The 20,781-nt window shown below is 64.1% G+C and carries 30 protein-coding genes; 8 read left to right on the top strand and 22 right to left on the bottom strand.

The features are described 5' to 3' along the window. Position 1: 1 nt before the first annotated feature. The 22 genes from ACZLIF_RS04350 to ACZLIF_RS04245 form a co-directional block, all read right to left on the bottom strand. A complete protein-coding gene (locus ACZLIF_RS04350; RefSeq protein ID WP_164972345.1) occupies positions 2-139 on the bottom strand; it encodes a hypothetical protein in 138 nt (45 codons plus the stop codon). A 41-nt stretch (positions 140-180) separates the two neighbouring features. Further along, positions 181-612 (bottom strand): hypothetical protein, encoded by a 432-nt coding sequence (locus ACZLIF_RS04345; protein ID WP_128988110.1) that lies wholly within the window; start codon positions 610-612, stop codon positions 181-183. Further along, positions 609-1,364 carry a phage tail tube protein gene (locus ACZLIF_RS04340; RefSeq protein WP_164972349.1) on the bottom strand — a complete coding sequence of 252 codons (756 nt, stop codon included), beginning with the start codon at positions 1,362-1,364 and terminating at the stop codon, positions 609-611. Before ACZLIF_RS04340 ends, ACZLIF_RS04345 begins: the two co-directional genes overlap by 4 nt. A gap of 34 nt (positions 1,365-1,398) precedes the next feature. Then, positions 1,399-1,839, bottom strand: coding sequence for a hypothetical protein (locus ACZLIF_RS04335; protein ID WP_128988112.1), 441 nt, complete (start codon positions 1,837-1,839; stop codon positions 1,399-1,401). Beyond that, entirely contained in the window at positions 1,832-2,158 is a 327-nt protein-coding gene (locus ACZLIF_RS04330; protein ID WP_128988113.1) for a head-tail joining protein, read from the bottom strand. Before ACZLIF_RS04330 ends, ACZLIF_RS04335 begins: the two co-directional genes overlap by 8 nt. Beyond that, positions 2,155-2,922 carry a hypothetical protein gene (locus tag ACZLIF_RS04325; protein WP_128988114.1) on the bottom strand — a complete coding sequence of 256 codons (768 nt, stop codon included), beginning with the start codon at positions 2,920-2,922 and terminating at the stop codon, positions 2,155-2,157. Before ACZLIF_RS04325 ends, ACZLIF_RS04330 begins: the two co-directional genes overlap by 4 nt. Further along, entirely contained in the window at positions 2,919-3,218 is a 300-nt protein-coding gene (locus ACZLIF_RS04320) for a hypothetical protein (protein ID WP_478462356.1), read from the bottom strand. Before ACZLIF_RS04320 ends, ACZLIF_RS04325 begins: the two co-directional genes overlap by 4 nt. Further along, positions 3,194-3,640 carry a hypothetical protein gene (locus ACZLIF_RS04315; RefSeq protein WP_478462355.1) on the bottom strand — a complete coding sequence of 149 codons (447 nt, stop codon included), beginning with the start codon at positions 3,638-3,640 and terminating at the stop codon, positions 3,194-3,196. Before ACZLIF_RS04315 ends, ACZLIF_RS04320 begins: the two co-directional genes overlap by 25 nt. Next, positions 3,637-4,506 (bottom strand): lysozyme family protein, encoded by an 870-nt coding sequence (locus ACZLIF_RS04310; RefSeq protein WP_478462353.1) that lies wholly within the window; start codon positions 4,504-4,506, stop codon positions 3,637-3,639. The genes ACZLIF_RS04315 and ACZLIF_RS04310 overlap by 4 nt, the downstream gene beginning before the upstream one ends. Beyond that, complete coding sequence (locus ACZLIF_RS04305) at positions 4,503-4,865, bottom strand: hypothetical protein (RefSeq protein ID WP_128988118.1); 363 nt, start codon at positions 4,863-4,865, stop codon at positions 4,503-4,505. The genes ACZLIF_RS04310 and ACZLIF_RS04305 overlap by 4 nt, the downstream gene beginning before the upstream one ends. Beyond that, a complete protein-coding gene (locus ACZLIF_RS04300) occupies positions 4,862-5,158 on the bottom strand; it encodes a hypothetical protein (protein WP_128988119.1) in 297 nt (98 codons plus the stop codon). Before ACZLIF_RS04300 ends, ACZLIF_RS04305 begins: the two co-directional genes overlap by 4 nt. Positions 5,159-5,249: 91 nt before the next feature. Further along, positions 5,250-5,603, bottom strand: a complete 354-nt coding sequence (locus ACZLIF_RS04295) for a DUF2190 family protein (RefSeq protein WP_128988120.1) — start codon at positions 5,601-5,603, stop codon at positions 5,250-5,252. A gap of 68 nt (positions 5,604-5,671) precedes the next feature. Next, a complete protein-coding gene (locus ACZLIF_RS04290) occupies positions 5,672-7,891 on the bottom strand; it encodes a ClpP-like prohead protease/major capsid protein fusion protein (RefSeq protein ID WP_128988121.1) in 2,220 nt (739 codons plus the stop codon). 1 nt (position 7,892) lies between these two features. Further along, a complete protein-coding gene (locus ACZLIF_RS04285) occupies positions 7,893-9,428 on the bottom strand; it encodes a phage portal protein (RefSeq protein ID WP_241685934.1) in 1,536 nt (511 codons plus the stop codon). Then, complete coding sequence (locus ACZLIF_RS04280; protein ID WP_128988122.1) at positions 9,425-9,643, bottom strand: primosomal replication protein PriB/PriC domain protein; 219 nt, start codon at positions 9,641-9,643, stop codon at positions 9,425-9,427. The genes ACZLIF_RS04285 and ACZLIF_RS04280 overlap by 4 nt, the downstream gene beginning before the upstream one ends. Before the next feature lie 92 nt (positions 9,644-9,735). Next, the gene (locus tag ACZLIF_RS04275; RefSeq protein WP_128988123.1) at positions 9,736-10,068 is read right to left on the bottom strand and encodes a helix-turn-helix domain-containing protein; all 333 of its coding nucleotides are present in this window, start codon (positions 10,066-10,068) and stop codon (positions 9,736-9,738) included. Then, complete coding sequence (locus ACZLIF_RS04270; protein ID WP_241685935.1) at positions 10,068-11,894, bottom strand: phage terminase large subunit family protein; 1,827 nt, start codon at positions 11,892-11,894, stop codon at positions 10,068-10,070. The genes ACZLIF_RS04275 and ACZLIF_RS04270 overlap by 1 nt, the downstream gene beginning before the upstream one ends. Before the next feature lie 89 nt (positions 11,895-11,983). After that, positions 11,984-12,622 carry a hypothetical protein gene (locus ACZLIF_RS04265; RefSeq protein ID WP_128988124.1) on the bottom strand — a complete coding sequence of 213 codons (639 nt, stop codon included), beginning with the start codon at positions 12,620-12,622 and terminating at the stop codon, positions 11,984-11,986. A 342-nt stretch (positions 12,623-12,964) separates the two neighbouring features. Continuing rightward, entirely contained in the window at positions 12,965-15,379 is a 2,415-nt protein-coding gene (locus ACZLIF_RS04260) for a DUF5906 domain-containing protein (RefSeq protein ID WP_128988125.1), read from the bottom strand. A gap of 175 nt (positions 15,380-15,554) precedes the next feature. After that, positions 15,555-15,788 (bottom strand): hypothetical protein, encoded by a 234-nt coding sequence (locus ACZLIF_RS04255; RefSeq protein WP_478462350.1) that lies wholly within the window; start codon positions 15,786-15,788, stop codon positions 15,555-15,557. Position 15,789: 1 nt separating this feature from the next. Further along, positions 15,790-16,419 carry a hypothetical protein gene (locus ACZLIF_RS04250; protein WP_241685936.1) on the bottom strand — a complete coding sequence of 210 codons (630 nt, stop codon included), beginning with the start codon at positions 16,417-16,419 and terminating at the stop codon, positions 15,790-15,792. Positions 16,420-16,677: 258 nt separating this feature from the next. Continuing rightward, positions 16,678-16,893: a hypothetical protein gene (locus ACZLIF_RS04245; protein WP_128988126.1), complete on the bottom strand. Its 216-nt coding sequence runs from the start codon at positions 16,891-16,893 to the stop codon at positions 16,678-16,680. Between the two features lie 85 nt (positions 16,894-16,978). Between ACZLIF_RS04245 and ACZLIF_RS04240 the strand changes: the two genes are divergently transcribed. The 8 genes from ACZLIF_RS04240 to ACZLIF_RS04205 all read left to right on the top strand — a co-directional run bounded on the left by ACZLIF_RS04240 (position 16,979) and on the right by ACZLIF_RS04205 (position 20,776). After that, positions 16,979-17,704, top strand: coding sequence for a LexA family transcriptional regulator (locus ACZLIF_RS04240; RefSeq protein WP_164972350.1), 726 nt, complete (start codon positions 16,979-16,981; stop codon positions 17,702-17,704). Between the two features lie 35 nt (positions 17,705-17,739). Then, the gene (locus tag ACZLIF_RS04235) at positions 17,740-18,342 is read left to right on the top strand and encodes a hypothetical protein (protein ID WP_128988128.1); all 603 of its coding nucleotides are present in this window, start codon (positions 17,740-17,742) and stop codon (positions 18,340-18,342) included. 168 nt (positions 18,343-18,510) lie between these two features. Next, entirely contained in the window at positions 18,511-18,735 is a 225-nt protein-coding gene (locus ACZLIF_RS04230; RefSeq protein WP_128988129.1) for a hypothetical protein, read from the top strand. Beyond that, complete coding sequence (locus tag ACZLIF_RS04225) at positions 18,732-18,980, top strand: hypothetical protein (RefSeq protein WP_128988130.1); 249 nt, start codon at positions 18,732-18,734, stop codon at positions 18,978-18,980. The genes ACZLIF_RS04230 and ACZLIF_RS04225 overlap by 4 nt, the downstream gene beginning before the upstream one ends. A gap of 482 nt (positions 18,981-19,462) precedes the next feature. Further along, positions 19,463-19,735 carry a hypothetical protein gene (locus ACZLIF_RS04220; RefSeq protein WP_128988131.1) on the top strand — a complete coding sequence of 91 codons (273 nt, stop codon included), beginning with the start codon at positions 19,463-19,465 and terminating at the stop codon, positions 19,733-19,735. Then, the gene (locus tag ACZLIF_RS04215) at positions 19,732-20,058 is read left to right on the top strand and encodes a hypothetical protein (RefSeq protein WP_128988132.1); all 327 of its coding nucleotides are present in this window, start codon (positions 19,732-19,734) and stop codon (positions 20,056-20,058) included. Before ACZLIF_RS04220 ends, ACZLIF_RS04215 begins: the two co-directional genes overlap by 4 nt. Further along, positions 20,055-20,294 (top strand): hypothetical protein, encoded by a 240-nt coding sequence (locus ACZLIF_RS04210; protein ID WP_128988133.1) that lies wholly within the window; start codon positions 20,055-20,057, stop codon positions 20,292-20,294. Before ACZLIF_RS04215 ends, ACZLIF_RS04210 begins: the two co-directional genes overlap by 4 nt. Continuing rightward, positions 20,291-20,776, top strand: a complete 486-nt coding sequence (locus tag ACZLIF_RS04205; RefSeq protein ID WP_128988134.1) for a hypothetical protein — start codon at positions 20,291-20,293, stop codon at positions 20,774-20,776. Before ACZLIF_RS04210 ends, ACZLIF_RS04205 begins: the two co-directional genes overlap by 4 nt. Positions 20,777-20,781: the final 5 nt, after the last annotated feature.

Genomic DNA, 20,781 nt, shown 5'->3' with positions numbered 1-20,781 from the left:
TTCAGTCCGTGAGATTGTCCAGGTAGGCGGTGTAGTCAGACGCATCAAACTGAGCAGCGCGCAGGTTCATCAGCTCCTCAGCCAGGTGGCGGCGCCGCGCCTGCGCCGCCGCTTCACTGAATGCCCTGAACTGTGCCAAGGTGTAGCCCCTGATACAGTCCAACGCGTGACCGCTTTGGATCAGGAGTTGGAGAGCGTCAGCCCAGCCCCACGGATGCGATCGCGAAGGCCGCCCAGGAGCGGCATGATCTGGCGAGTAAAAAAATCACGATTCACCTCGACCACCTTCAAGGCGAGCGCGATGAACTCGGCCGGGTCGCCACGCTCAACGAACTGTCGATCACGGCCGATGCACAGTGCCGTGGCCTCGAACAGCGCAGCGGAATGGTCTACAACCAGGTCCATCACCAGTTCCGGCGTGATGTCGATCTCGATAACCCCCTCTGCCGCACTAGCTGAACGCAGTGCAGCGACGACCGGACGGAGCTCACGGACCAGCACCGGAATGCGCCCTACCGGGAGCGGAGCGATCTCCAACGACTCTCCCTGGTAGGTGACGGAGGTTCTGGCCGCCGCCAGAACCTCCATTTCATCGGCAGCGCCCTCGCTCACGCGATGACCTCCTGCGTGACCTCGAAGTACCGCGACAGGCCGGCGCCCTTGGAAGAATCGCTCTGCAAGGCGCCCGTCACCTCACCGGCACCGTGCTCGTCGCCGATCGCCGCAAACTGTGCCATCACGCCGCCGGACACCTTGTGGGCGAGGATGCGGACCGCCTTGCCGCTCTGGGCTTCATTCAGACCCAAGAACAGCAGCTGGTACTGCTTGGCAGCGGTCACGATGGGCTGAACCACGGCCTGCGCGTTGTACGCGTAGGAAACCTTCACGTTCGCGGCGCCCGAGACGGGGTCCACAATGGAACTGCCCGCGGGGATGAACAGCGCGCCGTCCTGGAGCTCGTAGTCCGTCCCGGCCACATAGCTGGTGCTGCCGGTCGCCGGCTTGACGGCCGTGATGTCCTTCGCAATGCGCAGCAGCGGAGTCAGGCCGCCCTTGTAGGCCACCACGGATTCATCGACGGCGCTGCCTGCGATGACATTGGTGACGGTGCCACGCAGGGCGCGCGCGAGGTTCTCGGGGGCGAAGTCGTGGAACGTATAGGCCATCTCGACGCCGGTCAGGCGATCGACCCGGTTCCGCTCGCCGCCACCCGGCTGGGTGTGGTCGGCCAGGGTGATGGGGTTGGTCTGCGGGCTGAGCGTCAGCGCCGAGCAGTTTCCTACATCCACGAACGGGCCGGGGACGCCGTACTCGCGCGCCAGCACCTTGCCGCTGCCCAGGTAGCTCTGGTCTTTCATGGTCATGGGTATTTCTCCGGGTAATGCCGCTGGGCGGCCGTCAACGAATGGGAATGGTCGAGGTGTAACGGATCAAAGCGCCGATCCAGTCGGCGCCAGGCGGTGCCCTCAAGGGCTCCATCGACTGGTACTGGGGAGCGGTGAAGCCAGCCGGCCAGGTCTTCGGACGCGCATCGAGAGCACGTTCGATGTCGTCGACCACGTCATCGAGCCGCGCCTCGCCTGCTCCGTGAGCGATGCGCTTGACCAGGACGCCGACGGTAGTGAGCCGGTGTGTCTTGGCCGTGGCAGGCTCCGGCGACCGGGCCTGCCGCTCGATGTAGATGGCCAAGCCCTCATCCACCCGCTCGGGGTCCAGCTGACCAGGCTCGAGGGTGACCACCACACCGATGTTGGTTCGATAGCCTGCCGCGGCCAGCGCATCGCCAAGGTTCGCAGCGAAGGCATCAAGCAGCCGGCGGCGCGGGGTTGGATCAAGCACGGGCCACCGCCCAACGGACACGCGATCCGTCGTCTGATAGCTTGTCAGTCAGCCTGTACCTCTCGCCGTCGACCTCAACGATGCCCTCCCGGTCGCCAACCACTTGAGCTCGGAACAGGCTGATGACGACCTCGTATGCGGCCACCGGCATCAGCTCATCCCCGAACGCCTGCGTGCCACGATCCACAAGCACGGAGCACGGAATGCCGGGACCGCCATCGCGAGGCGTGTAGACGGCATCAGCGTCAGCAATGCCGGCCCCCACGAAGGCACCAAGGGCCGCGCGGTCAAACTCCGCCAAGAAGGCCTTCTGGCTCATGAGCGCCCCCTGTACTTGGATGTCTCCAGTGCCTTGGCCAACTCCCGATTGAAGTGAAACGGCATCAACTTGTCCCAAGCACGCTGGGCCAAGCCGAAGATGTTGTAGCGGGGTGTGTACGTCGCACCGTTGGTGAAGATGAAGACGCTCCGCACCGCCGAGCCCCAAGCGGTAACGATGCGCTCGTAGATGCCGGGCCGGAGCTTTCCGCGCTGTGCCTGCAGAGCGAAGTACTCGCCGCCGCGCCTGCGCTTGGACCGACGGCCGGCCCGGCTGGTGTCCGTCTGATTCTGCAACGCATCCTGACGGGCGCCGAGCTGGGAGAGGATCTGGCTCACCTGGCGGGCACGCACGTTGCCAAACTGGTCCAGGTCGGCCCCGTCACCAGCCACCGCAAACATGCCGGGCGGCATCGCGCCCTTCTGCTGCAGTAGCACCTCAAAGCCCTTCTTCCGGCGCGTACCACCGTCGACCTGCGGGAGCAGGTACTTTGCCGGCGGCGTGCCGTTGCTGGCCTCATCGCGAAGGTAGATCTCCGCGAACAACTTATCCTTGGTTGCCTTCCGATACTGAGCCGCCCGCTGGGTCATGCGTGTGGGGCGATCGAATACCCGGCCAGCCGCACCTTCCCACTGCTGCCGGATGTCAAAGGCGGTCGCATTGCAGGCCTGCATCACGGCGAACGCGAGGTTCTGGCGCTCCAGCTGGGTGAACTGGCGCCCGAGCATGTTGTCCGCATCGACGGCAATCCGAATCTGGCTCACGGCTTCACCTGGGTTCCCTGGATGGCGCGCACCTGCTCGGCTCGCGCGTTCTGGCGTTCGATAACGGCCCGCCTCTGCGCCGCCACGTCGAAACACTGGGCGATGGGCCCCTCAGGAACGGCCTCAGTGCGCGTGAGCTCAGCCGGAATGGACACGTACACCCGCCGCTCCACCACAACAGGCTGAGGCGACACGGCGCACATGGCCGGACCGGCGTCGGGCTTGGTACCCGTGCACGCCACCATGGCAAGCGCGGGGATCAGGGCGGCAATCAGTAGCCGGAGAATGCGGGACATGATGCCTCCACCTCGGTCAGGGCCAGCGCGCAGCGCGTCTCACGCGCTTGTCCGGCGTAGCGATTCATGAACTGCTTGAGCGTCCTGTCTGCGTCGTCTTCCCGTGCCTTGGCTGCCGCGATCGCGCTGTCGCTCTGCTGCTTGATCGTCGCCACCTGCTCCTGCGCCACCTGCAGCTCCTCCTGGCGCACTGCGACGGTGCGGCCGTAGCCCGCGTTGGCGGCAACCAGCTCAGCAGCGTGCCTGAGTGCGCCCTCCTTCTCAGCGGAGCACGCTGTAGCGGAACCTACGTAGGCCGCAGCTGCGGCGCGGGCGTTGGCTCGCACCACAACCAGACATGCCGAAAGCGCGATCACGACCAGGGCAAGAATCCCAATCACCCAGAGCAGCGGCTTCACTGTGATGGCCGATGGCAGCTTCATCGTGCACGCTCCGCCAACCCGGCCTCTTCCTCACGCCGCCCGCACAGCCCTGCCTCGAGGTTCGTGCCTCGCCACAGGCGGCACATCAGGCGGATCTGGCCCGCGATGCAGTGCACGTCGGAACCCGGGATGCACACGTCACGAATGGAGCGCATCTCCGTACGCCCTGGCCCAACCATGGACGCGCCCCGGTTGTAGACCAGGGACACCAGTGCGCCTTGAGCGTCTGCGGGCAGCACATCGAAGCCATCGGGGCCAAATGCGCGCCGCGCACTGGCGTGATAGCGAGGCAACGAGGCCGCCCCGAACACATCAGTTGCCAGATCGAACGAGACGCGCACGTCACGCAACTGCGAAACGACCGGCCGGGCCGCACCTCCCGTAATTCCTGCCGTGCCCTGCAGACGAGATACCGCATCATGCGCGGACCAGTCCAGACCGATCTGCTGGCGAGTCTGGTGACCGCCGTCGTACCCGATGCCCCACGTAACACCAGACGCGCCACCCGGCCAGATCGGAGACTCATAGCGGCGCGCGTACAACGACGGACTCCCGACCTCCCACCGGACAATCAGTGCCACAGCAGGAGGCGAAACGATTGGCTCGCGGAGCGAGCTTGCCGTCGGCGGCGCGGCATGCTGAATCGCCTCCTGCACGCCAACCATCGCGGGCAACACCACCTCAGCCGTGGTCTCCTGAACCGCGGCCACGACAGGCGTTGCAGCGGCCGAGATATCATCACGCACGTCCGCCACCGCGACGGCGGTGGCCTCGCCGGCCAGCGGCGTGGAGGCCACCGATGGGCCTTGCCCACAGCCCGTCAGCGCGGTCACAAGTAGCATAGCCAGGGCAAGCTGAGCGATCATCGTGCGATCCAGAAGAACGCAACGAACAGACCAATCAGGCACAGCCACTCGACCCGATCCAGCAGCAGCATGCGCCACGCGCGCCCGTCCCCGGCTAGAGCCGCCTCGTGCAGCTCCCTCTCGTCCGCCTCATTGAGATCGTAGAGATAGGTCCGCTTGAACATCCAGGCTGCTGCACAGGCCGCTGCGAGGTAGATCGCGTGAATCGGCAGCTGCAGCAGCTGAGCCAGCACGTCGCCGCCGATGGTGCGATCGAGCGCGCCCAACAGAACCCAGCCGATCAATGCCAAGATGGCCAGCACGGGCATCCACACGATGAACTCCTGCCAGCGACTGAAGAACGACACGATGCGATTCATGGTGTTTTCTGAGCCTGTTCGACAGTGTTGAGACGACGTTCCAGTTCGGCGATCCGCCAGATCACCCCGTTGTCCAGCTTTGCGTTCACGACCTGCAGGTCACTGGTGACCTGCTGCAAGCCCCTGCCCTGATCCGCTTGGATGCTGCGGATGTCGTTGAGCATCCAGCTCACCACGCTCCCTGCGACCGTCAGGACGAACGGCAAGGCGAAGATGGCGACCTTGAGCGCCACCGAAGCAAATTTCCCGTTCATGGCGCGGTCGAGTTGGGCGTTCGTATCGTTGCTGCTCATTGATCCCCCGATCTACCTGTATCCCCACCACAGCACCAAGCCGACGGGCACGAGTGCGGTGGTGGGGCCACGTCCGTAGCGGTCTGTGCCGTCAGGCACCCGCCTCGGCTGCGCCCGGCGTCAAGCGGACGAACACGGTCTCGCTGCCCGCCGCGGCGCCGTAGACCGCGAAGCCGATGCCGGCCACCTGACCCGCGCTTGCATCGGCCGAGATGGCCTGCTTGTTCGGCGTGTCCCAGTTCACCGAATCGCCGACGGTGAACACACCGGCAGGCAGCTTCGGAAGCTCGAACACGCCTTCGACGTGCACTGCGACGATTTCGCCGGCCTTCCCATCGGTGACCGCAACACCGATCAGCTTGCCCTCGACCACCAACTCGCCACTCTTGGCGTCTGCGGTCAGGGTCACATCGAGTACGCGGCCGTCCTGATGTGCGTTCTTCATGGAGTTTCTCCGGATACGTGAAATGAACTGATGCGCCGCGGCTGGGTCATCACCCAGCCGGCTGGCAGTTAGGCGGGATTGCCTGGATTCTTGTAGATGCCCCGGTAATCGGCGATCGCCGGCGCGGCATCCAGGCGGACCTTCCAGGCCACTCCGTCGACGGTGAAGCCCTGGTGCTGTTCCAGATACGGAGTCTGATTCCCATCCAGGTAGCCGACGACGATGCCGTCAACGTACGCCGGGTTGGAAATGCCGTACCATGCCTTCGCGTCCTTCGCGTCCAGGCGACCATCGTCCCAGACCTCGAAGGTGTCGCGCACAATGTTCGGGTCCTTGCTGCCCACGCCAGCGCCCACCGCGTACTCGGCAGTGCGGACCGTCCTCGCCTGGCCACCGAGAGCGACCGGCGTCAGCAGACCACGCATCGGCACCTGGATCAGATTGCCGTCACTATCCTTCTGCAGGCGCATGACAGCCTGCATTGCACTCACACTGGCCGTGGTGATAAGCGCAGCAGGCAGCAGGTTGTTATGATCGGCGTGGAACAGCCGCTTGCCGTCGGCCAGGACCGGATTGCTGTTGATGAGCTCGAATACTGCTTTGGCGAGCGTGCGGCGAGCGGCCTGGCCCATCTTGCGCGGCACGTCACCGAACACCCCCAGCTCATCGTTGATGACGGCTTGGCGGGTGATGGTGAACAGCTTGCCGAAGGTCACGATCTTCATCGCCTGGGACTGCTCGGAGAACGTTCCCTGCTTGTATTCACCCCCTTCCGGAACAACGTCCAGATCGGAGAACGCCCCCAGACCAACCAGATTGGTTGGCTTGAAGTCGGCCACGTTCACTGCCCTCGTGTACTGGTCGAAGGTCTCTTCGACCTCCTGGTAGCCCTGCAGCAGGGCGCGGCGACTCGCATCACCCAGCAACTGCGGGAAGTCCGAGCTGCTGTGGGTGAAGGCCATGCCCACCACCTCCAGGCGCTCCATGCCACGCGTGTCCACGCCGGCCTGCTGAACGCAGGCACGCGCGATCTCGGTCATGGACATCCCGCGGAACTGATTGCCATCCGTTGCCTGCACCAGGCCGGCGCGCGCCTCGATCGCGTTCGACATCGCAGCGCGGGTCAGGTCGCGCTGATCGGTGCCTGCGGTTACGCGCGCGCCGCCGTTCAGAGGTGCGGACTGGCTGCCCAGCAGGGCCAGGATATGACGTCCGACGGCGTCGGCCGTGATGTTCGAATCAGCCTGCGCGATCACCCCATCCACGTACTCGCGCACCTGGGGATTGCCCAGATGCGGCAGCGCAATGGCCTGGATCTGGGTGTTGCGGTCGCGTAGGGCGGTCATGGCCACCTGAACCGGATCGCCAGCCACTACCGGTTCCGTTACGGGAGTGGCTGCTGCCGGAGCACCAGGAGCGGGAGCGGAGGCCGGGTTGGGACGACCGGCATTCGCGAGGATGGTGCTGTATTGCTTCTTCATGGTTGGATCCTCGATATGGCCGATCACGGCCGTCTGACTGACCTCGGGAAGCGAGGCAAATACTTGGGGAGAGAGACTGGCGACGATGTGCCGGCGCAGCTCGGTGGCGATGGGCGCACCAGCGCCATCGATGGCCTGCAGGTAACCGCTGATGGCCACGGCTGCAATCGACGGAGACCTCGCAGTGGTGCCCGCATCCGCATCGACCACCACATCGGCCAAGCCGGCATCAACTGCCTGCGGCCCTGAGAACCAGTGGTCGGCGTCGTCAGTGAGCAGTCGCTCCATCTCTTCACGACGACCCGACCGGGAGGCGTACGCCTCCAGCATCGCTGCGGCATGGGCATCCAGAGCCTCTGCGTTCTGCCGGAATGCCGTTGCGCTACCGGCGGCGATGGTGCGCGGCGCGTGAACCATCACCAGCGAGCTGGCGTACACACGCCGCTCGTTGCCTGCCTGCAGAATCAGCGATGCGATCGACGCCGCTTGACCCTCAACCGTGATGATCTTTCGAGCCGAGTGCGACTGCAGCGCGTTGTGGATGGCCATTCCGTCCGCAACGACACCACCCACACTGTTCAGCCGCACGTGAATGGTGCCAGCGGTGATCTGGCCGATTCGTTCGACCAGATCGGCGGCCGAGACCGACTCCTCAAACAGGTATCCGCCGATTGCGCCATAGATCATCACTTCGGCTGTGTCCGCCTCGGCGCGCACCTGGAACAAGGCCGGACCGAGCTCGCCGTCCTGTGCGGCATCTGCACGGATGGTGGCTCTGATCGCGCTGGCCAACTGGCTTGCACGCATATCATTCGCTCCTGGAAAGATCGCGCGTCAGCGAGCCCACAACCTGGGCGCGCGCCTCGGCGCTGCTGTTGGGCGCCAAAGGCGCAAGGGATTCGGTCTGCTCCTGCCAGTCCTGGCGCTGGCGGAGTACCTCAGCAGGGTTGTTCCCGTACTGCAGCGTGTTCTGCTGGGGCGAGACCCAACCGCGATCCTCAGCCTCGCCACGGGCGTAGGCCTCCTTCAGCGGATCGATCCACGGCATGACCGGGCGTACATAAGTGGATGCCGCGAGGTTCCGCACGGTCCAGCCACGCGGAAGGCGGACGCGACCGGCCAGAACACATGCCTCAACAAAACGCACTCTCTGGGGGCGCACGGACATCGCAATGAAGCGCTCAGCCAGCATCAGGTAGCTGCCCCACTTCTCCACCAGCTCCTGCCGCTGTGCGGAATAGGTGCCGTTGTAGTCCAGGGACAAACTGGAGTAGCTCACGCCGATGCCACCGGCTGCTGCACGCAGCTGCTCTTTGCGCCAGGTCGCCGCGTTGGGGTTGGGCCGATCCGTTCCTAGACTCTCGATCGATTCGCCGGGCAATAGGTCATCGAAGATGGCGCCCGGGGCCAAGCGGAGCTCACGTACTGGAACGCCGTCTTCAACAAGGACGCGCCCGCCGAGATCCGATCCGTACTGCTCCCCGCCACCCTTCTTGATCTGGAACGTCATCGAGGCCGCCACCTTCGCGGCGATGCGCTCGGATTCTTCGTAGTCCTTCACGTCCTCAAAACGCGACATCGCGCTTGCAAACACGCTGAGCCCGCGCACCTGGTGGAGGCGCTTGACCAGCGCGATGCAGTGCATGAATTCCGCTGGGACGCGCTTCGTCTCCAGCCGAGCACCCAGCGGGTCGCCCGGGTGTGTCTTGAAGACGTGGTACGCGATGGGACGCCCCCAGGCGTTGCGCTCCACGCCCTGCAGGATGTTCCGCGCCGGATCGTTGAAGTCCAACGGCACTAGATCGGCCTCCAGCATCTCGAAGCTGTAGGGCACAGTTGACCCGTGCTCGAAGTACGGCACGGAGCCAATCAGGTCCTGGTAGAACGCGTCTCCATCGCGGAACCAGCTCCGCGCCAGAAGCTGCTGACAAACGCCGTAGTCGTGCGTCCGGGTGGCTTCTGGTGCGTCCCACCAGGCGTCCCAAAGATCGTCCAGCTGAAGCGCAAGGTCTCGGTTGATAGGCTGGCCGGGAAGACGCGGCGCGGATAGGACGTCGATACCGGAACCAACAGTGTTCTGAACGAGCACGTTGAGGGCGTTGTCAGCCAGGTCCAGGTCGCGTTCGAGGTGCCGGGCCTGATCGCGCAGCTGGCGAGCGTCCATCCCTGCGATCGCGTTGCCGCTGCCCCAGTCGCGGGCCAGCTTTCGATTGCGTGACGGACGCGTCACCTCATGCGCTCGCGCAACAACCGGAGCGAGCTGTGCCCGCGCCGCATGGATGGCGCGGTCGGCACCCAGAGCGGCAGCGAGGCGGGCCTTGGCGATCTGCGCAGAGGCCATCATGTGACCCCACCGAAATCAGCGTTCGCCCAACGAGCACGACGCGCGGAGGCGGCATCGCCGCGTAGGACGAGCGCCTGCCATTCCTTCCGTCCGTTTCTGATCTCCGCCAAGTCCGCGCGGGAGAGCTGGCGCTCACCGAGACGTACGGTCTGCCCGGAAAGCACGGCCACCTCCGCGTCGATGTAGAAATCCAGCATTTCCTGAGCAGTCTTCATGACTGCATAGGCTAGGGGCGACACTGTCCACAGACTCAATAAACTTGTGGACACCCCCCTCTCTAAGCCATTGATCTGCAAGAGGGCAAAATTTATTTTGTCTCCACTTTCATTGAAACCGTGGAATGCATGCCTTTTTGCCGCTTTGGAAGCCCTCCCGGGAAAAGATCATGCAGCTTTGAGCGCGACACATCGAAATCACGCATGACTTGTTTCACGGGAATCCCAGATTCCAGAGCACGCTGGATCCTATCCCTTGGATAGACGCGCGGCGCTGCTGGGAAGTAGGGCTGTTCCCCGGCAAAGCAATGCATGACGGACTCAACGAATGGAAGCGCCATGCGCTCGCTGATTCCGATGTCCGCCTGCATTGCGGCCAAGATTCGCTCCCGCAACTCATGCGCAGACTCTTTACGCTTCCTCATCAGAATGTCCACCCATCGCGCGCCAGGCCAGCGCTCCTCGGTCGAGCCCTCGCCGTTTCACGCGAAACGGTCAACGTCTGCTCCTTTGCGACCTTCGGCTCTGTTCCACGGGAATCCGTCGATGCCACTGTCATCAGGACGCGTGCCTCTAAAGCGTCCCAATCTGCGCGCGTGAACCTGTGCAGCCTGACCTCGGGGTGGTGCGTGGCTGCGTAGGCGTAGACCCACGTGTCGAGGGGCTCGTTCCGTGTGACCTTCTTCTCGAATCGGTTCTTTACCGGGTTATAGACCTCCGAAACTAACCCGGGGAAGTATTCCTCCGGCAACTGGTCACTGAAGTGCACAAGGCGGAGATCGACATCCCGCTCGGCATCGGCAGAGAGCCGGCTGTACAGATAGTGCTTGGCGGCAACAGTCCCGACATGATGGATGGTGATGCCGCGCCGGTCGGTCTTTCCGTTCCAGGTCACGTCGGCCAGCTTGCCCTTCGATAGGACGGGAGCATTGTTGGGGACTGCGCCAAAGATGCACATTGGACGCGTCACGCGCCGCTGACGAACGAAGTTCTTCACAGCCTCCGTGCGGTGGCCACCGGCATCAATAGCCACCGCCAGTGGACGCAGGAGCGCCCCGTCCTCTCGCTCGATAGCACGATTGAGCAAATCGGTCAGTGCTACCCAGACAGCCTCTTCTGCCGGATCGCCCTGCAACTCCACGTAGTCCAGCGTCCACGCTGCCATGCCCCTGCCCCACCCGATCGTGTGCACGGCCAAGCGGTTGTCCTGGGTATCCACGCCGACGGTGATAGCCAGTACACCACGCGGCGCCAGACGAAGCAGGTACGGCTCGGCCCGGTCCTTGATGACGTTGTGCTTCACGGCACGCATCGACGGGTCTTCCCACGTCTCCGCCAGGCGGTCGTTGACGAACGTTTTCAGCGAGGCGGGATCGCCCTGCGCCTCCAACCACTCCTTCACCAAGTCCAGCCAGCGCGGACCGAGTCCGAACTGGTAGTACAGGCAGTTGATGGTGTAGCCGCGGATCGGCGAGTCGGGGTTGGCCGCTACCCATCGGCCCTTGGCGATCATCTCGGTCTTGAAATGCTCTTCTATAGCGGCGCCACATTCGCAGCATGCGTACCAGGCATGGCTCTTGTCGGGCGACCACACCAGCCCACTCCACTGCAGTGCTTGGAAGTGACCGCAGTGCGGGCACGGCACGTGGTAGCGACGCTGGTCGCTCTTGTCATAGAGCTTGGCGATGCGGCTGAGTCCGGCGATGCCAGGCGTGCTGATGTACTGCCGCTTGTATGTGGTCGGGAAGGACGATGTGCGCCCGTCGAGCATCTTCACCGGATCGTCGCCAGTGGCCAGTTGCTGGGGTGCCTCATCGATCTCATCCACCTGCAGGTACTTCACCGTGGATGACTTCAGACGCTGCGGGCTACCCATGTGCTCCACAAACAGCTGACCACCGGCAAAATCCTTGAACGTCCTCTGATTGGCGCTGTCCCGGCTGGCCGTGCTGGTGAGCGCTTTCTTCACGGCGGCGCACACTTCGATCATGGGATTCAGCTTCTGCGCAATCCACTTGTTCATGGACACTTCGCCGGGCAGCGCATACATCATCGGACCGGGTGCGTAGTCCATCCAGTACGCCATCGCGTTCGTCGCCAGCTGGCTCTTGCCGAACTGGATCGGGAACATGCACACCTGATCGTGAACCGGGCTGCGGGCGGACATGTTATCCATCGGCTCACGCAGTGGCGGGTTCCGAGCAGTCACCCAGCGGCCCGGCTTGCTTCCGCTTTTGCTGGACAGACGCATGTGCTCGTCACACCACTGCGAGACGCTCAGCGGCCGGCGAGGCTGAAGCGATCGCGCCAGGACGGTAGCCATACCCTGCGCGGCCTGCATCACTGCGCCCCCTCTGCCGCCTTGGCAGCGAGAGTGCGGAAGCCCTGGCTGAGCTCCTCCAGGGCGTGACTGACCTCATCCCACACCAACCGCCGGCACTCTGCCTCATCGACGGTCGCGGCCAGCTGCGGGGCAAGGGTATCGGCCAGGCGCTCCATGGCGCCACGGAATGTCGTCGCATGCTCTGCCAGGAATGCCTCCACCTCGGCGCGCGGCAGGAGCAGCCCGAGTTCTTTCTGCAGCGCGATGTGTGCCATGTGGGCGTCGGTCTCGGCCTTGTCAGCCAGAGCCTTGGCCTTGCGCGCCGAATCCGGTGTAACCGGCCTTCCCGTACGGCCGGAAGGCGCGGCGTCGTCGTCATCTTCGTCAGCGTCATCCTCTGCATCCAGATCCACAGCGGCTTCCCCGCTCCCCGCGAGGACAGCACCGCGAGCGTCTGCGTGACGTTGGGCGACGCCGACATAGGCCGGATCCGAAGTCTTGGCGTACAGCTCCAGGGAGGCGGCCTTCAGGAAGCCCTTGCCTCCCTCCCCAACCACTACCCGCCCTTTCTTCCTGAGCTCAATCACGTAGGACGGCCTGCATCCGATCAGTGCAGCCAACTCCTTTCCCGTGACCGTGACATCAGCATCAGCCATTGCTGCCCCCTTCTCCATATTCTTTGAAAGCCGTAGATGACAGAAAAGACGCGCGCGCGAACGCGTGCGGGATGTGCGGTTGGGTGTGCGGGATATGAAAATCGCGAAACGCCTGTGAGAGTAGGCGTGTGCGGGATGTGCGGGATGTGCGGGCACCCCTACGTGCGCGCGGACTTACATGTACATGCAGATGACACCATTGCGTGTCGCGCGCGCCCGCACATGTAGGCCAGTGCCCGCACATCCCGCACATACCCTGTGCCACAAGGGTTTCAGGCACATTCGAATCCCGCACATCTGCCCGCACATCCCGCACATCCCGCACAAGGTCGGCCGTGACCATCACGCGCGCCCTCTGTAGTCGCCGTACATGCGCCGGAACAGCACAACCTGCTCGCCCAGCCAGGTAGCTTCGGCCTTGCCTTCAGGGTTGGTGCAGTCCCCCAGCATCAGGAAGCCGTGGGGCCCGTTGACGTTCTGCTCGATCTGGTAGCGCTTCCGCGCCCTATCGGGATGCACGATCCCGCGCTTACGTACCAGCGCGTTAATGAACTTCGGCGACGGTGCAGGTCGAGGCAGGCCCTCCCGGGCGCACCAGACCTTGTAGACCTCGTACCATTCCTTCGACAGCGCGGGCATGGGGCGCAGCCCCGGGATATCGTCGCCGTAAAGCTCATCGATGAAGCGCTGTGGGCTGTCCTGGCTCAGCCCGATCAGATCGGACTTCGCTTGGGTCATCGGCGGATTTGTGCCATTGGTGAACCCGGTCAAATCCACCCGCAGCAGATAGTGGTGCAGCGCAGCCGTCGCGCCATTGCGGATGTCCGCCAACACCTCGGTGTAGAACTCTTGACTGAGCTTGTCCGGGGTCCAGATGACCGCGTGGCGTCTATCATCTTCCTCCAGCACGACCGGCATCGCCTCATTGGAGAGGAACACCAGGTTCGCGTGGTTGTCTTCCTCGTAGGCCTGGATATTCTTCGGGTTGATGCGAATACGGTCGCCCGTAATCAGCGCCTTGAGCTTGTTCTTCAGGTGGTAAACCTCGGTGCGTGCGACCACCTCATCGGCCAGCAGGAACAGCTTGCGGCTTGCCCAGTCATTAAACTTGTCTTCCAGCGCCGCCTGGTCGAGCACCCGGCCGTATTCACCGTAGAGCTTCATGTACTCATCGAAGAACATGTTCTTGCCGGTGCCCTGAGGACCATGAATGACGATGGTCGATTTCATCTTGGCACCAGGATGCTGTAGCGGATAGGCAAGCCACTTGACCACCCAGTCGTACAGCGCTTTCTGGTTGGCCTCGTTGCCGCACATATGCCAAAGCAGTTGCAGCAACCGCTCGCAGTTGCCCTCCTGTGGCACGGTGGGCCAGCCGGCGAAGAGATTGCAGGTCACCCCCGGCTTCTCGCCCGACGGATCAAAGTCCACTTCACACACCCGCACGATGGAGCGATCCGAATGCTCCATCCACGCCCGGTGCAGCTCCTTGCGCACGCAGGCATCACGCATGTCGCCCAGCGCAACCAGCATGTGTTCCTTGTGGTCGAAGACGGTGCCGCCTTGCCCATAGACCAGCGCGAACCGCTCAAGCAACTCGCCGAGCGCGTGGATAGGAGTCAGGCGGTCTTTCCCCGCGCCCCCTTCGCTGGTGATGGAAGGCGCGCGTTTTTCGGCAGGCACTCGCCATGACAGCTCCGTGAGGCGGGCCTCGACCTGAGCGCGAACGACATGCAGGCCCTCCAGCGCGTGCAGATCGTTGAAGTCGCTGATCTTGCGGCCCGTGTCCAGGAAGCGCGTACGGCGTTCGGCCTCATCGGCGAACGTCGGGAGCAGCACCGCGCCGCCGACATCAAGAGCTGCCGCCTCCGCACCCAGCATGCCCGCGTTCGATGCACCATGAGGCTGCGCGCACGATGGGCAGAACTGCGGATGCACGGCGAGGATCACGCGAGAACGGCAATGCCGGCATTTCTGCAGCACGTCATCGTCGCCACAGGCCAACACCTTGATACCGCGGTAGCGCTTCGCTAGGGCGGTCGCCACGGGCAGCAGATTGCCGGCGTCGAAGGCGACGGCGACGGGATAGCCGGTTGCCATGTGCAGCGACGCCGCGGTGGCGTAACCCTCCGCCACGAGAAGGATCCACTGCGGCGTGCCGCCGATCAGGTGGAAATGCCCCTTCTTCACCATTCCGGCCGGCCAGTACTCCTTTGCCGGCTTGCCTGTTGCTGTTGCCTGCTTGGCGCTGCGCAGGACCTGTAACCCGTGTACCTGGCTGTTCGCGTCCAGCAGCGGCACCAGCGCGACGCCTGTCTTGCCGTACCGAAGGCCGAATCCCTGCACACCCTTGGCGACCAAGTAGTCGGCATCGCCAGCAGGCAGCGCCTTGGACCACGCAACCGAAGCACGGTCCGCCGCCCGCTTGGCCTGCGTCTGGCGTGCCAGCTCGGCACGACGGCGATCCTCGGCCAGACGGCGCCGCAGCGCATCGCGCTGTTCGTCCGTAAAGGAACGATCGCGCTTGTGGAGCTCCACCTTGGTGGCGCCATTCTCGTTGCCGTGCCAGACACCGAACGTGCCGACTACCAGCGTTTCGCCAGCGGCAGTGTTCAGTTCGTGGAGGACATACCAGCCGCGCCGCTCGCGCGATCCCTCCACTCGACAGCGCACCATGCGCCCGGTGGTGACCAGCTCGGTGACCAGTAGGCCGGCAGCCTGCAGCTGCCCAAGGACATCCTCGTAATTCACAGACATTCAGTAACTTCCAGGGCCGCTAACTACCGAAACAACGGGGTCCGAATTACCCGCGACAGGGGTCTCCAGGGAGGACCCAAACCCGGAAACGAGAACGACTCGCATCTGAGGGGGCGATTCAGTCCAATCGAGAGTCATTCGCGTCTGACGCCGCTCCCGGGGGGATGGGGCCAGGTCACCGTCGCAGGACCGCATCGGGCACCCCCAGTGGCAGGCGGCCTTGCCGGTTCTGCCCATCCTCGTCCTGTCGACGTAGCCGCTCACGCTCGGCAAGCGCGTCGTCCCCAACGAGGCCCGGCAGATCACCGGAGAGCAGCCGCTCCGCTTCCGCGATTGCCTGCAGGCCGAGCGGCCCGGCCACCCGGCGGTGGCGATCGAGTGGTGCCCGGGGCGCGAGGAAGGTGGCCACCTCACCCTGCCACCGTTCCGCCATGCACCGCGCGGTCCAGTTCATTGCGCAAGCCGATCACAGCAGCGATCACGTGGTCGCCAGCGATATCGACCTGCCGCTTATGGGGAAGATCATCCGGCCCGAAGCGGCCATCTGCGAGCGTCGGAGCAAGCGCATTGAGCAGGTTTCCGTACTCGCTGACGAGCTTGGCGACACTGGCCACCTCAAGGCCCGGTGCCCCTGGCATAGCGACGGCCAGCATCCCGCGACGACGAGCGAGATCACGCTCACAGTCGGTGCGGTAGGGCTCGGGCAGACTCAGAACCCATGCGTCTTCCAGGTCTGCCGGCAGCGTCTTAACCGTGCCATCCATGTAGCGCCTGATGATCTGCGCGTTGTTCTCCATCGCACGGATCAGGTCTGTGCCCTCTCCGGTTCTCAGCTTCACCTGGCGAACGTCTGCGGCTGTCATGCCGAGATATCGCTCCGCCACCTCCATCGCGAAACTGGAGTAGTTCGTCGCGGTGGCATCGAGCATGCGCCGGGTGTGGGCGTAGACGATGGACTGTCGAGGCGGCAGGAAGTGACGGCCATCCTTCATGCGCTCACCGGCCTTTGCCGCGAGCATAGGAAGGATGAGCCAGAACACACCCCCTCCGTGCCGGATCAAGTTTGTCGCACTGCGCTGGTTTGATAGTGATCGCGGCGCGACTCAGGTTGCAGCGATCCTGTTCGGCCCAGATCGAGTAGCGCGCTCTGGGCCCGAAGCCGCCCCACAGCAGGGGCACGATGGGTGCTCGCCCGCCAGCCGTCACGCGTTGACGACTGCAGCCGGGACGACGGGAGGTCCGCTCGGCGCGAATGCCGCTCAGCGCCCGCTGCATGCCCTGCCTGCGGCTCCCGATCATCAGGCCGCCCCGACTTCAGCGCCTACATCGGACGACAGGGGGGTAGCTATCGCCACCAACCTAGTACCAACTTCGAAGGCGACGCTCTTCTGCGTACCACGCTTCAGGCGATGAATGGTCGGCTGGGAAGTACCGACCGCCTTGGCGATACGCGCCTCTGACCACTTGGCTTTCACCAAGACCTGAACCGCCTGTTGGGGGCTGAGTGTGCTCATGGAGCAGCATCCTATGCACAAACGAATTGCTTTGCAATACGCAAACGATCTATGCGCGGATTGTGATGCCCGCGACAATTCATATATGAATAGACTGGCCGATAACTTGCGCAGCCTGATGGACATCGAGTCCCTCAGCGAGAATCAGCTGTCGCGCAACACGGGCGTGCCGCAGCCGACCATCCATCGGATCCTTTCCGGCCGAGTCGCGGATCCTCGCGACGGCACGGTTCGCCCTCTTGCCGACTATTTCGGGGTCACCGTCGAGCAGTTGCGCACGACTCTGCCGGACCGCGGCCCTTCAGCAGACAGCGTTCGGGCCTATCGGGTCAAAGCCGTGGACGGCCAAGATGGACTTGATCCGGAAAAGGAAATCATGGTTGCAGAGATTGACGTGCTAGTTTCCGCCGGCCCTGGATTGCGGCCGCCCGAGTTCGTCGAGACCCGCTACCGCATGTCGTATCAGCTCGACTGGTTCCGCCAGGTAGGCGCCAGGCCTGAAGACGTGCGTGTGATGAAGGTAACGGGCGACAGCATGGAGCGGACGCTGTTCCATGGAGACCGGGTAGCTGTAAACATGGCCGAGAACAAGTCGATTATCGATGGGCGGGTCTACGTCTTCACCACTGGCGGGACAGAACCCGATGTAAAGATCAAGCGACTGTTCAAAACGGCCGATGGTCGCCTACGAGTGGTAAGCGACAATGCCGACAAGACGCTGTATCCGGATGAGTTCTTGAGCGGGGAAGAAGCGAGCAATGTCTATATCGTCGGCCGCGTGATCGACCGGAGCGGTCGCGGCGGACTGTAGTCAACCACCGCGTCTCATCAACCAAGGAATGACTGATGAAGCAACCCGTATGTTTGTTCGTTGCCCTAGCCTCGCTGGCGGGATGCGCGACGGCCCCCGTCCCCCAGAACAGATCGGAGTGGAGTGCCATTCACACTCGCTCGTTTCCTGGTCAGTCAGAGCAAGCGGTGCTTGACGCTGCGGAGAAGACTCTCAGGCTCGCCGATAAGGATTTCCGCTTCGATTACCCCGCCGGCCAGCTGGTAGCAACGCGCAACTGGCTGGTTTACGCGGTTATAGCTGCAACGACCGGCACAGATTACTGGACCATCACGACGCGACCGACTGCAGACGGCATAGAAGCGACGGCTCAGATCACGCGGACTGTGAATTCAATCGCCCCGACGCCCACTGTCGGCTCGGCGGGCGTCAACGGCGCTGCAGTGGTCTCTTCAGGCACACCTGGACAACCTGTCCAGTTCGCGGCGCCCTACGAACTCTTTTGGGCCAGGGTGTCCTACCTGCTGGAGCCACAGGGCACGTGGCCGACCTGCAATGCGTTCAAGGCGGGGAAGGATCGAAAGCAGAAAGCCGCGATCGACACACTGTGCTCTGTGACGACCGACGACGGCCAACCTAATACGCATTCGAACAATTAATTCGTTCGGGTATTGCACTGACAATTCGTTTGTGCATTAATGCTCCCGCCAGCGTACGAGCTGGCGGGCGACCGGCGGGTCGCCTTCCTGCCGGTCCACCCCTGACCGGCAGTAGCCGCCCCCACGGCACCTGACCCGCCGGCGCCCTCCTTCAAACAGGAGCGCGCCATGTCACACCGCTACGCCGATCCGAGCCCCTGCCTGCTGCCGCGCCTGGCCGTGGTGGCCATGCTGGCAGTGGCCGCACGTGACCACACCGCAGCCCGAGCGCTTTGGGTCCGCAGCAAGGGCGAACACAACCGCAACCAGCTGCGCCGGTCGCGGCGCATGGGCGTTGCCAGCCTCCTCCTGGAAGCCTGCTCGCGCGACATGTCGGCGGAGATGCGGGCATGAGCGCAGCGGAAGCTAGGGCCCATCACCTCTGGTGCTTCAACTGTGACGAGAACAGTCCGGGCGCCGATAGCGTTGACGACTGCGAGGATCTCGCAGGGCGCGAGGGCTGGGTGCTTGGGATCGACATCGACGGCGGTGGTGGAGCGCAGTTCGCGTGCGCCGACTGCGCCGAACTCCTGGACGAAGCGCTTCCCGTCAAGAGCCTGCGGACAACGCGGCAAGAGATTTTCGGCGGTGGAGCATGAGCCGCCGTCTCCGCGTTGCTTGGGCAGCTGTCGTGGTGGTCTCCGCAATTGTCGTGCCGCTGCGCGTCGCCGAGATTCAGCAAGCTCACGCTGATCGCGACACCGCCAAGGCGCGCTGGGCAGCGACCAGTTCGGTGAGGGGCTGACCATGCGCCAGACATCCCGACCGCTGCCCCACTCTGTGCCGCTGTGCGGCGCCGGCCATCACCCGCAAATCGTGACGACCGAAGGCGCGCCGACCGGCCACCGCCTGGGCACACCGTGCCCGCCACTGGTGCACATCGAATGTCACCGCTGCGGGGTAGCCACGCGACCGGTGCCGCAGGAAAGGGCCGCTTTGGCTGAGCTCCGATGGACCGATCCGAGCCTGGGCCACATGCGCATCCCAATTTCCCACCTGGCACGCCACCGCGGCGAAGTGCTTGCCGAGATCGCGTCCGCCTGCCGCTCTCACGGCATTGCCGCCTAAATAGGAGAACCCAATGGCTGCTCCCCTCAAGCCGAAGGAACGCGCCGCGCTGCTGGCTGCATACAGCGCACCGGATCGCGCGTTGCGTCGCAACCGGAGTGGTTTTGCACCCGCAAACCAACCGGAGAAGGTGTTCACCCGCAGGACCGTGAACTGGCTCGATGAGCGTGCGCTGCTGAGTTTCGATGATCCGCAGCTGCCTCGCATCGCGACGCTCACCCGGCTGGGCATCGCCCAGGTCGAGGCACTGATCGAAGTCGCACGCACTCAGGCACTGACCGCGTGACTGCTCAAGCCACACTCCCAGTCGAGCAGCAGTTTGCGACCGGCCAGCACGGCGAAACCCTCGTGCTGATGGTCTGTCAGGGATGGCTGTGGGCCGGCCTCTACAGCGCCGCGCCGCGCGAGTCCCTGCTCCGGGTTGCTGCCAGCGCCACCAGGTCTGTTCGCACCTCCACCGGCTGCCTCTCCATTGGCGGGACCAAGTTCGACCTCAACCGGCTGGCTGCACAGGCCGCGCACCGCTGGCTGGACCGCCAGGGCGTGACTGTGCGCTCGGTCGCATCTCCCCAACGCGCAATGCGCCGCAATCCAGGAATCCCTGCATGAACCGATCCATCGTCATCTACGGGCCGCATCGCTGCGGCAAGACCAGGAACGCGCAGAAGCTGCGCGACCACTTTCAGCTCCAGGACGTCCTGGACGACTGGGACGGACACACCCGGTATCCGCCGGAAAACACGTTGGTGCTCACCAGCAACCCCGACGCAGTCGCCAACAGCGCCTCTCGCGTGATGCGCTTTGGCGCCGCCATGCGCGAACTCGCGGCGAGTGGCCGGGCATGAGCGGCAAGCGCCTCAGCAGCGGCCGCGCCGCCGCCCTTCGCCAGATCCTTGCGCTGATGCCCGACGGAGCTACCGCAGCCGAGCTGAAGATTGCGGGCAACCTGGAGGCCAGTCACAAGGTCATCAGCTGCACCTTGGTCGGCATGCGCCGCACCAAACAGGTCACCGTGGAAATGAACGGCGTGCGAGGCATCTGGAAGTTGACTCCGGAAATGCAACGGCAGTACAGCCAGCCACCGCAGGCCCCGGCGCCTCCCCGGCGTCAGCTGAGCCCCATCCCACATCGCTCGAGCGGCGCCGTTGTCAGCCCCGATCAGAAGGAGATCGAGCGGCTGCAGCTAGCCGACGAAATCGCCGCCTTCGAGGCTGCGGGCGGCGTCATCGAAGTCCTTGGCAACACGCCCCTTCGCCCACTGATGAGCCGCCGCGCGGCCAACCAAGGGAGTCATGCGGATCGCATGGCGGCCCGCGAGATGGACTGAGGCGT

This window comes from Stenotrophomonas sp. 2201_Sma, assembly GCF_056486685.1.
This window is presented reverse-complemented; position numbering and strand designations above follow the sequence as displayed.

What these genes read in the sequence shown, in the direction of transcription:
- ACZLIF_RS04340 (WP_164972349.1), bottom strand. Translation starts at nt 1,364, where the DNA reads ATGACCATGAAAGACCAGAGCTACCTGGGCAGCGGCAAGGTGCTGGCG.
- ACZLIF_RS04330 (WP_128988113.1), bottom strand. Translation starts at nt 2,158, where the DNA reads ATGAGCCAGAAGGCCTTCTTGGCGGAGTTTGACCGCGCGGCCCTTGGT.
- ACZLIF_RS04320 (WP_478462356.1), bottom strand. Translation starts at nt 3,218, where the DNA reads ATGTCCCGCATTCTCCGGCTACTGATTGCCGCCCTGATCCCCGCGCTT.
- ACZLIF_RS04315 (WP_478462355.1), bottom strand. Translation starts at nt 3,640, where the DNA reads ATGAAGCTGCCATCGGCCATCACAGTGAAGCCGCTGCTCTGGGTGATT.
- ACZLIF_RS04310 (WP_478462353.1), bottom strand. Translation starts at nt 4,506, where the DNA reads ATGATCGCTCAGCTTGCCCTGGCTATGCTACTTGTGACCGCGCTGACG.
- ACZLIF_RS04305 (WP_128988118.1), bottom strand. Translation starts at nt 4,865, where the DNA reads ATGAATCGCATCGTGTCGTTCTTCAGTCGCTGGCAGGAGTTCATCGTG.
- ACZLIF_RS04300 (WP_128988119.1), bottom strand. Translation starts at nt 5,158, where the DNA reads ATGAGCAGCAACGATACGAACGCCCAACTCGACCGCGCCATGAACGGG.
- ACZLIF_RS04295 (WP_128988120.1), bottom strand. Translation starts at nt 5,603, where the DNA reads ATGAAGAACGCACATCAGGACGGCCGCGTACTCGATGTGACCCTGACC.
- ACZLIF_RS04290 (WP_128988121.1), bottom strand. Translation starts at nt 7,891, where the DNA reads ATGCGTGCAAGCCAGTTGGCCAGCGCGATCAGAGCCACCATCCGTGCA.
- ACZLIF_RS04285 (WP_241685934.1), bottom strand. Translation starts at nt 9,428, where the DNA reads ATGATGGCCTCTGCGCAGATCGCCAAGGCCCGCCTCGCTGCCGCTCTG.
- ACZLIF_RS04280 (WP_128988122.1), bottom strand. Translation starts at nt 9,643, where the DNA reads ATGAAGACTGCTCAGGAAATGCTGGATTTCTACATCGACGCGGAGGTG.
- ACZLIF_RS04275 (WP_128988123.1), bottom strand. Translation starts at nt 10,068, where the DNA reads ATGAGGAAGCGTAAAGAGTCTGCGCATGAGTTGCGGGAGCGAATCTTG.
- ACZLIF_RS04270 (WP_241685935.1), bottom strand. Translation starts at nt 11,894, where the DNA reads ATGCGTCTGTCCAGCAAAAGCGGAAGCAAGCCGGGCCGCTGGGTGACT.
- ACZLIF_RS04265 (WP_128988124.1), bottom strand. Translation starts at nt 12,622, where the DNA reads ATGGCTGATGCTGATGTCACGGTCACGGGAAAGGAGTTGGCTGCACTG.
- ACZLIF_RS04260 (WP_128988125.1), bottom strand. Translation starts at nt 15,379, where the DNA reads ATGTCTGTGAATTACGAGGATGTCCTTGGGCAGCTGCAGGCTGCCGGC.
- ACZLIF_RS04245 (WP_128988126.1), bottom strand. Translation starts at nt 16,893, where the DNA reads ATGAGCACACTCAGCCCCCAACAGGCGGTTCAGGTCTTGGTGAAAGCC.
- ACZLIF_RS04240 (WP_164972350.1), top strand. Translation starts at nt 16,979, where the DNA reads ATGAATAGACTGGCCGATAACTTGCGCAGCCTGATGGACATCGAGTCC.
- ACZLIF_RS04235 (WP_128988128.1), top strand. Translation starts at nt 17,740, where the DNA reads ATGAAGCAACCCGTATGTTTGTTCGTTGCCCTAGCCTCGCTGGCGGGA.
- ACZLIF_RS04230 (WP_128988129.1), top strand. Translation starts at nt 18,511, where the DNA reads ATGTCACACCGCTACGCCGATCCGAGCCCCTGCCTGCTGCCGCGCCTG.
- ACZLIF_RS04225 (WP_128988130.1), top strand. Translation starts at nt 18,732, where the DNA reads ATGAGCGCAGCGGAAGCTAGGGCCCATCACCTCTGGTGCTTCAACTGT.
- ACZLIF_RS04220 (WP_128988131.1), top strand. Translation starts at nt 19,463, where the DNA reads ATGGCTGCTCCCCTCAAGCCGAAGGAACGCGCCGCGCTGCTGGCTGCA.
- ACZLIF_RS04210 (WP_128988133.1), top strand. Translation starts at nt 20,055, where the DNA reads ATGAACCGATCCATCGTCATCTACGGGCCGCATCGCTGCGGCAAGACC.
- ACZLIF_RS04205 (WP_128988134.1), top strand. Translation starts at nt 20,291, where the DNA reads ATGAGCGGCAAGCGCCTCAGCAGCGGCCGCGCCGCCGCCCTTCGCCAG.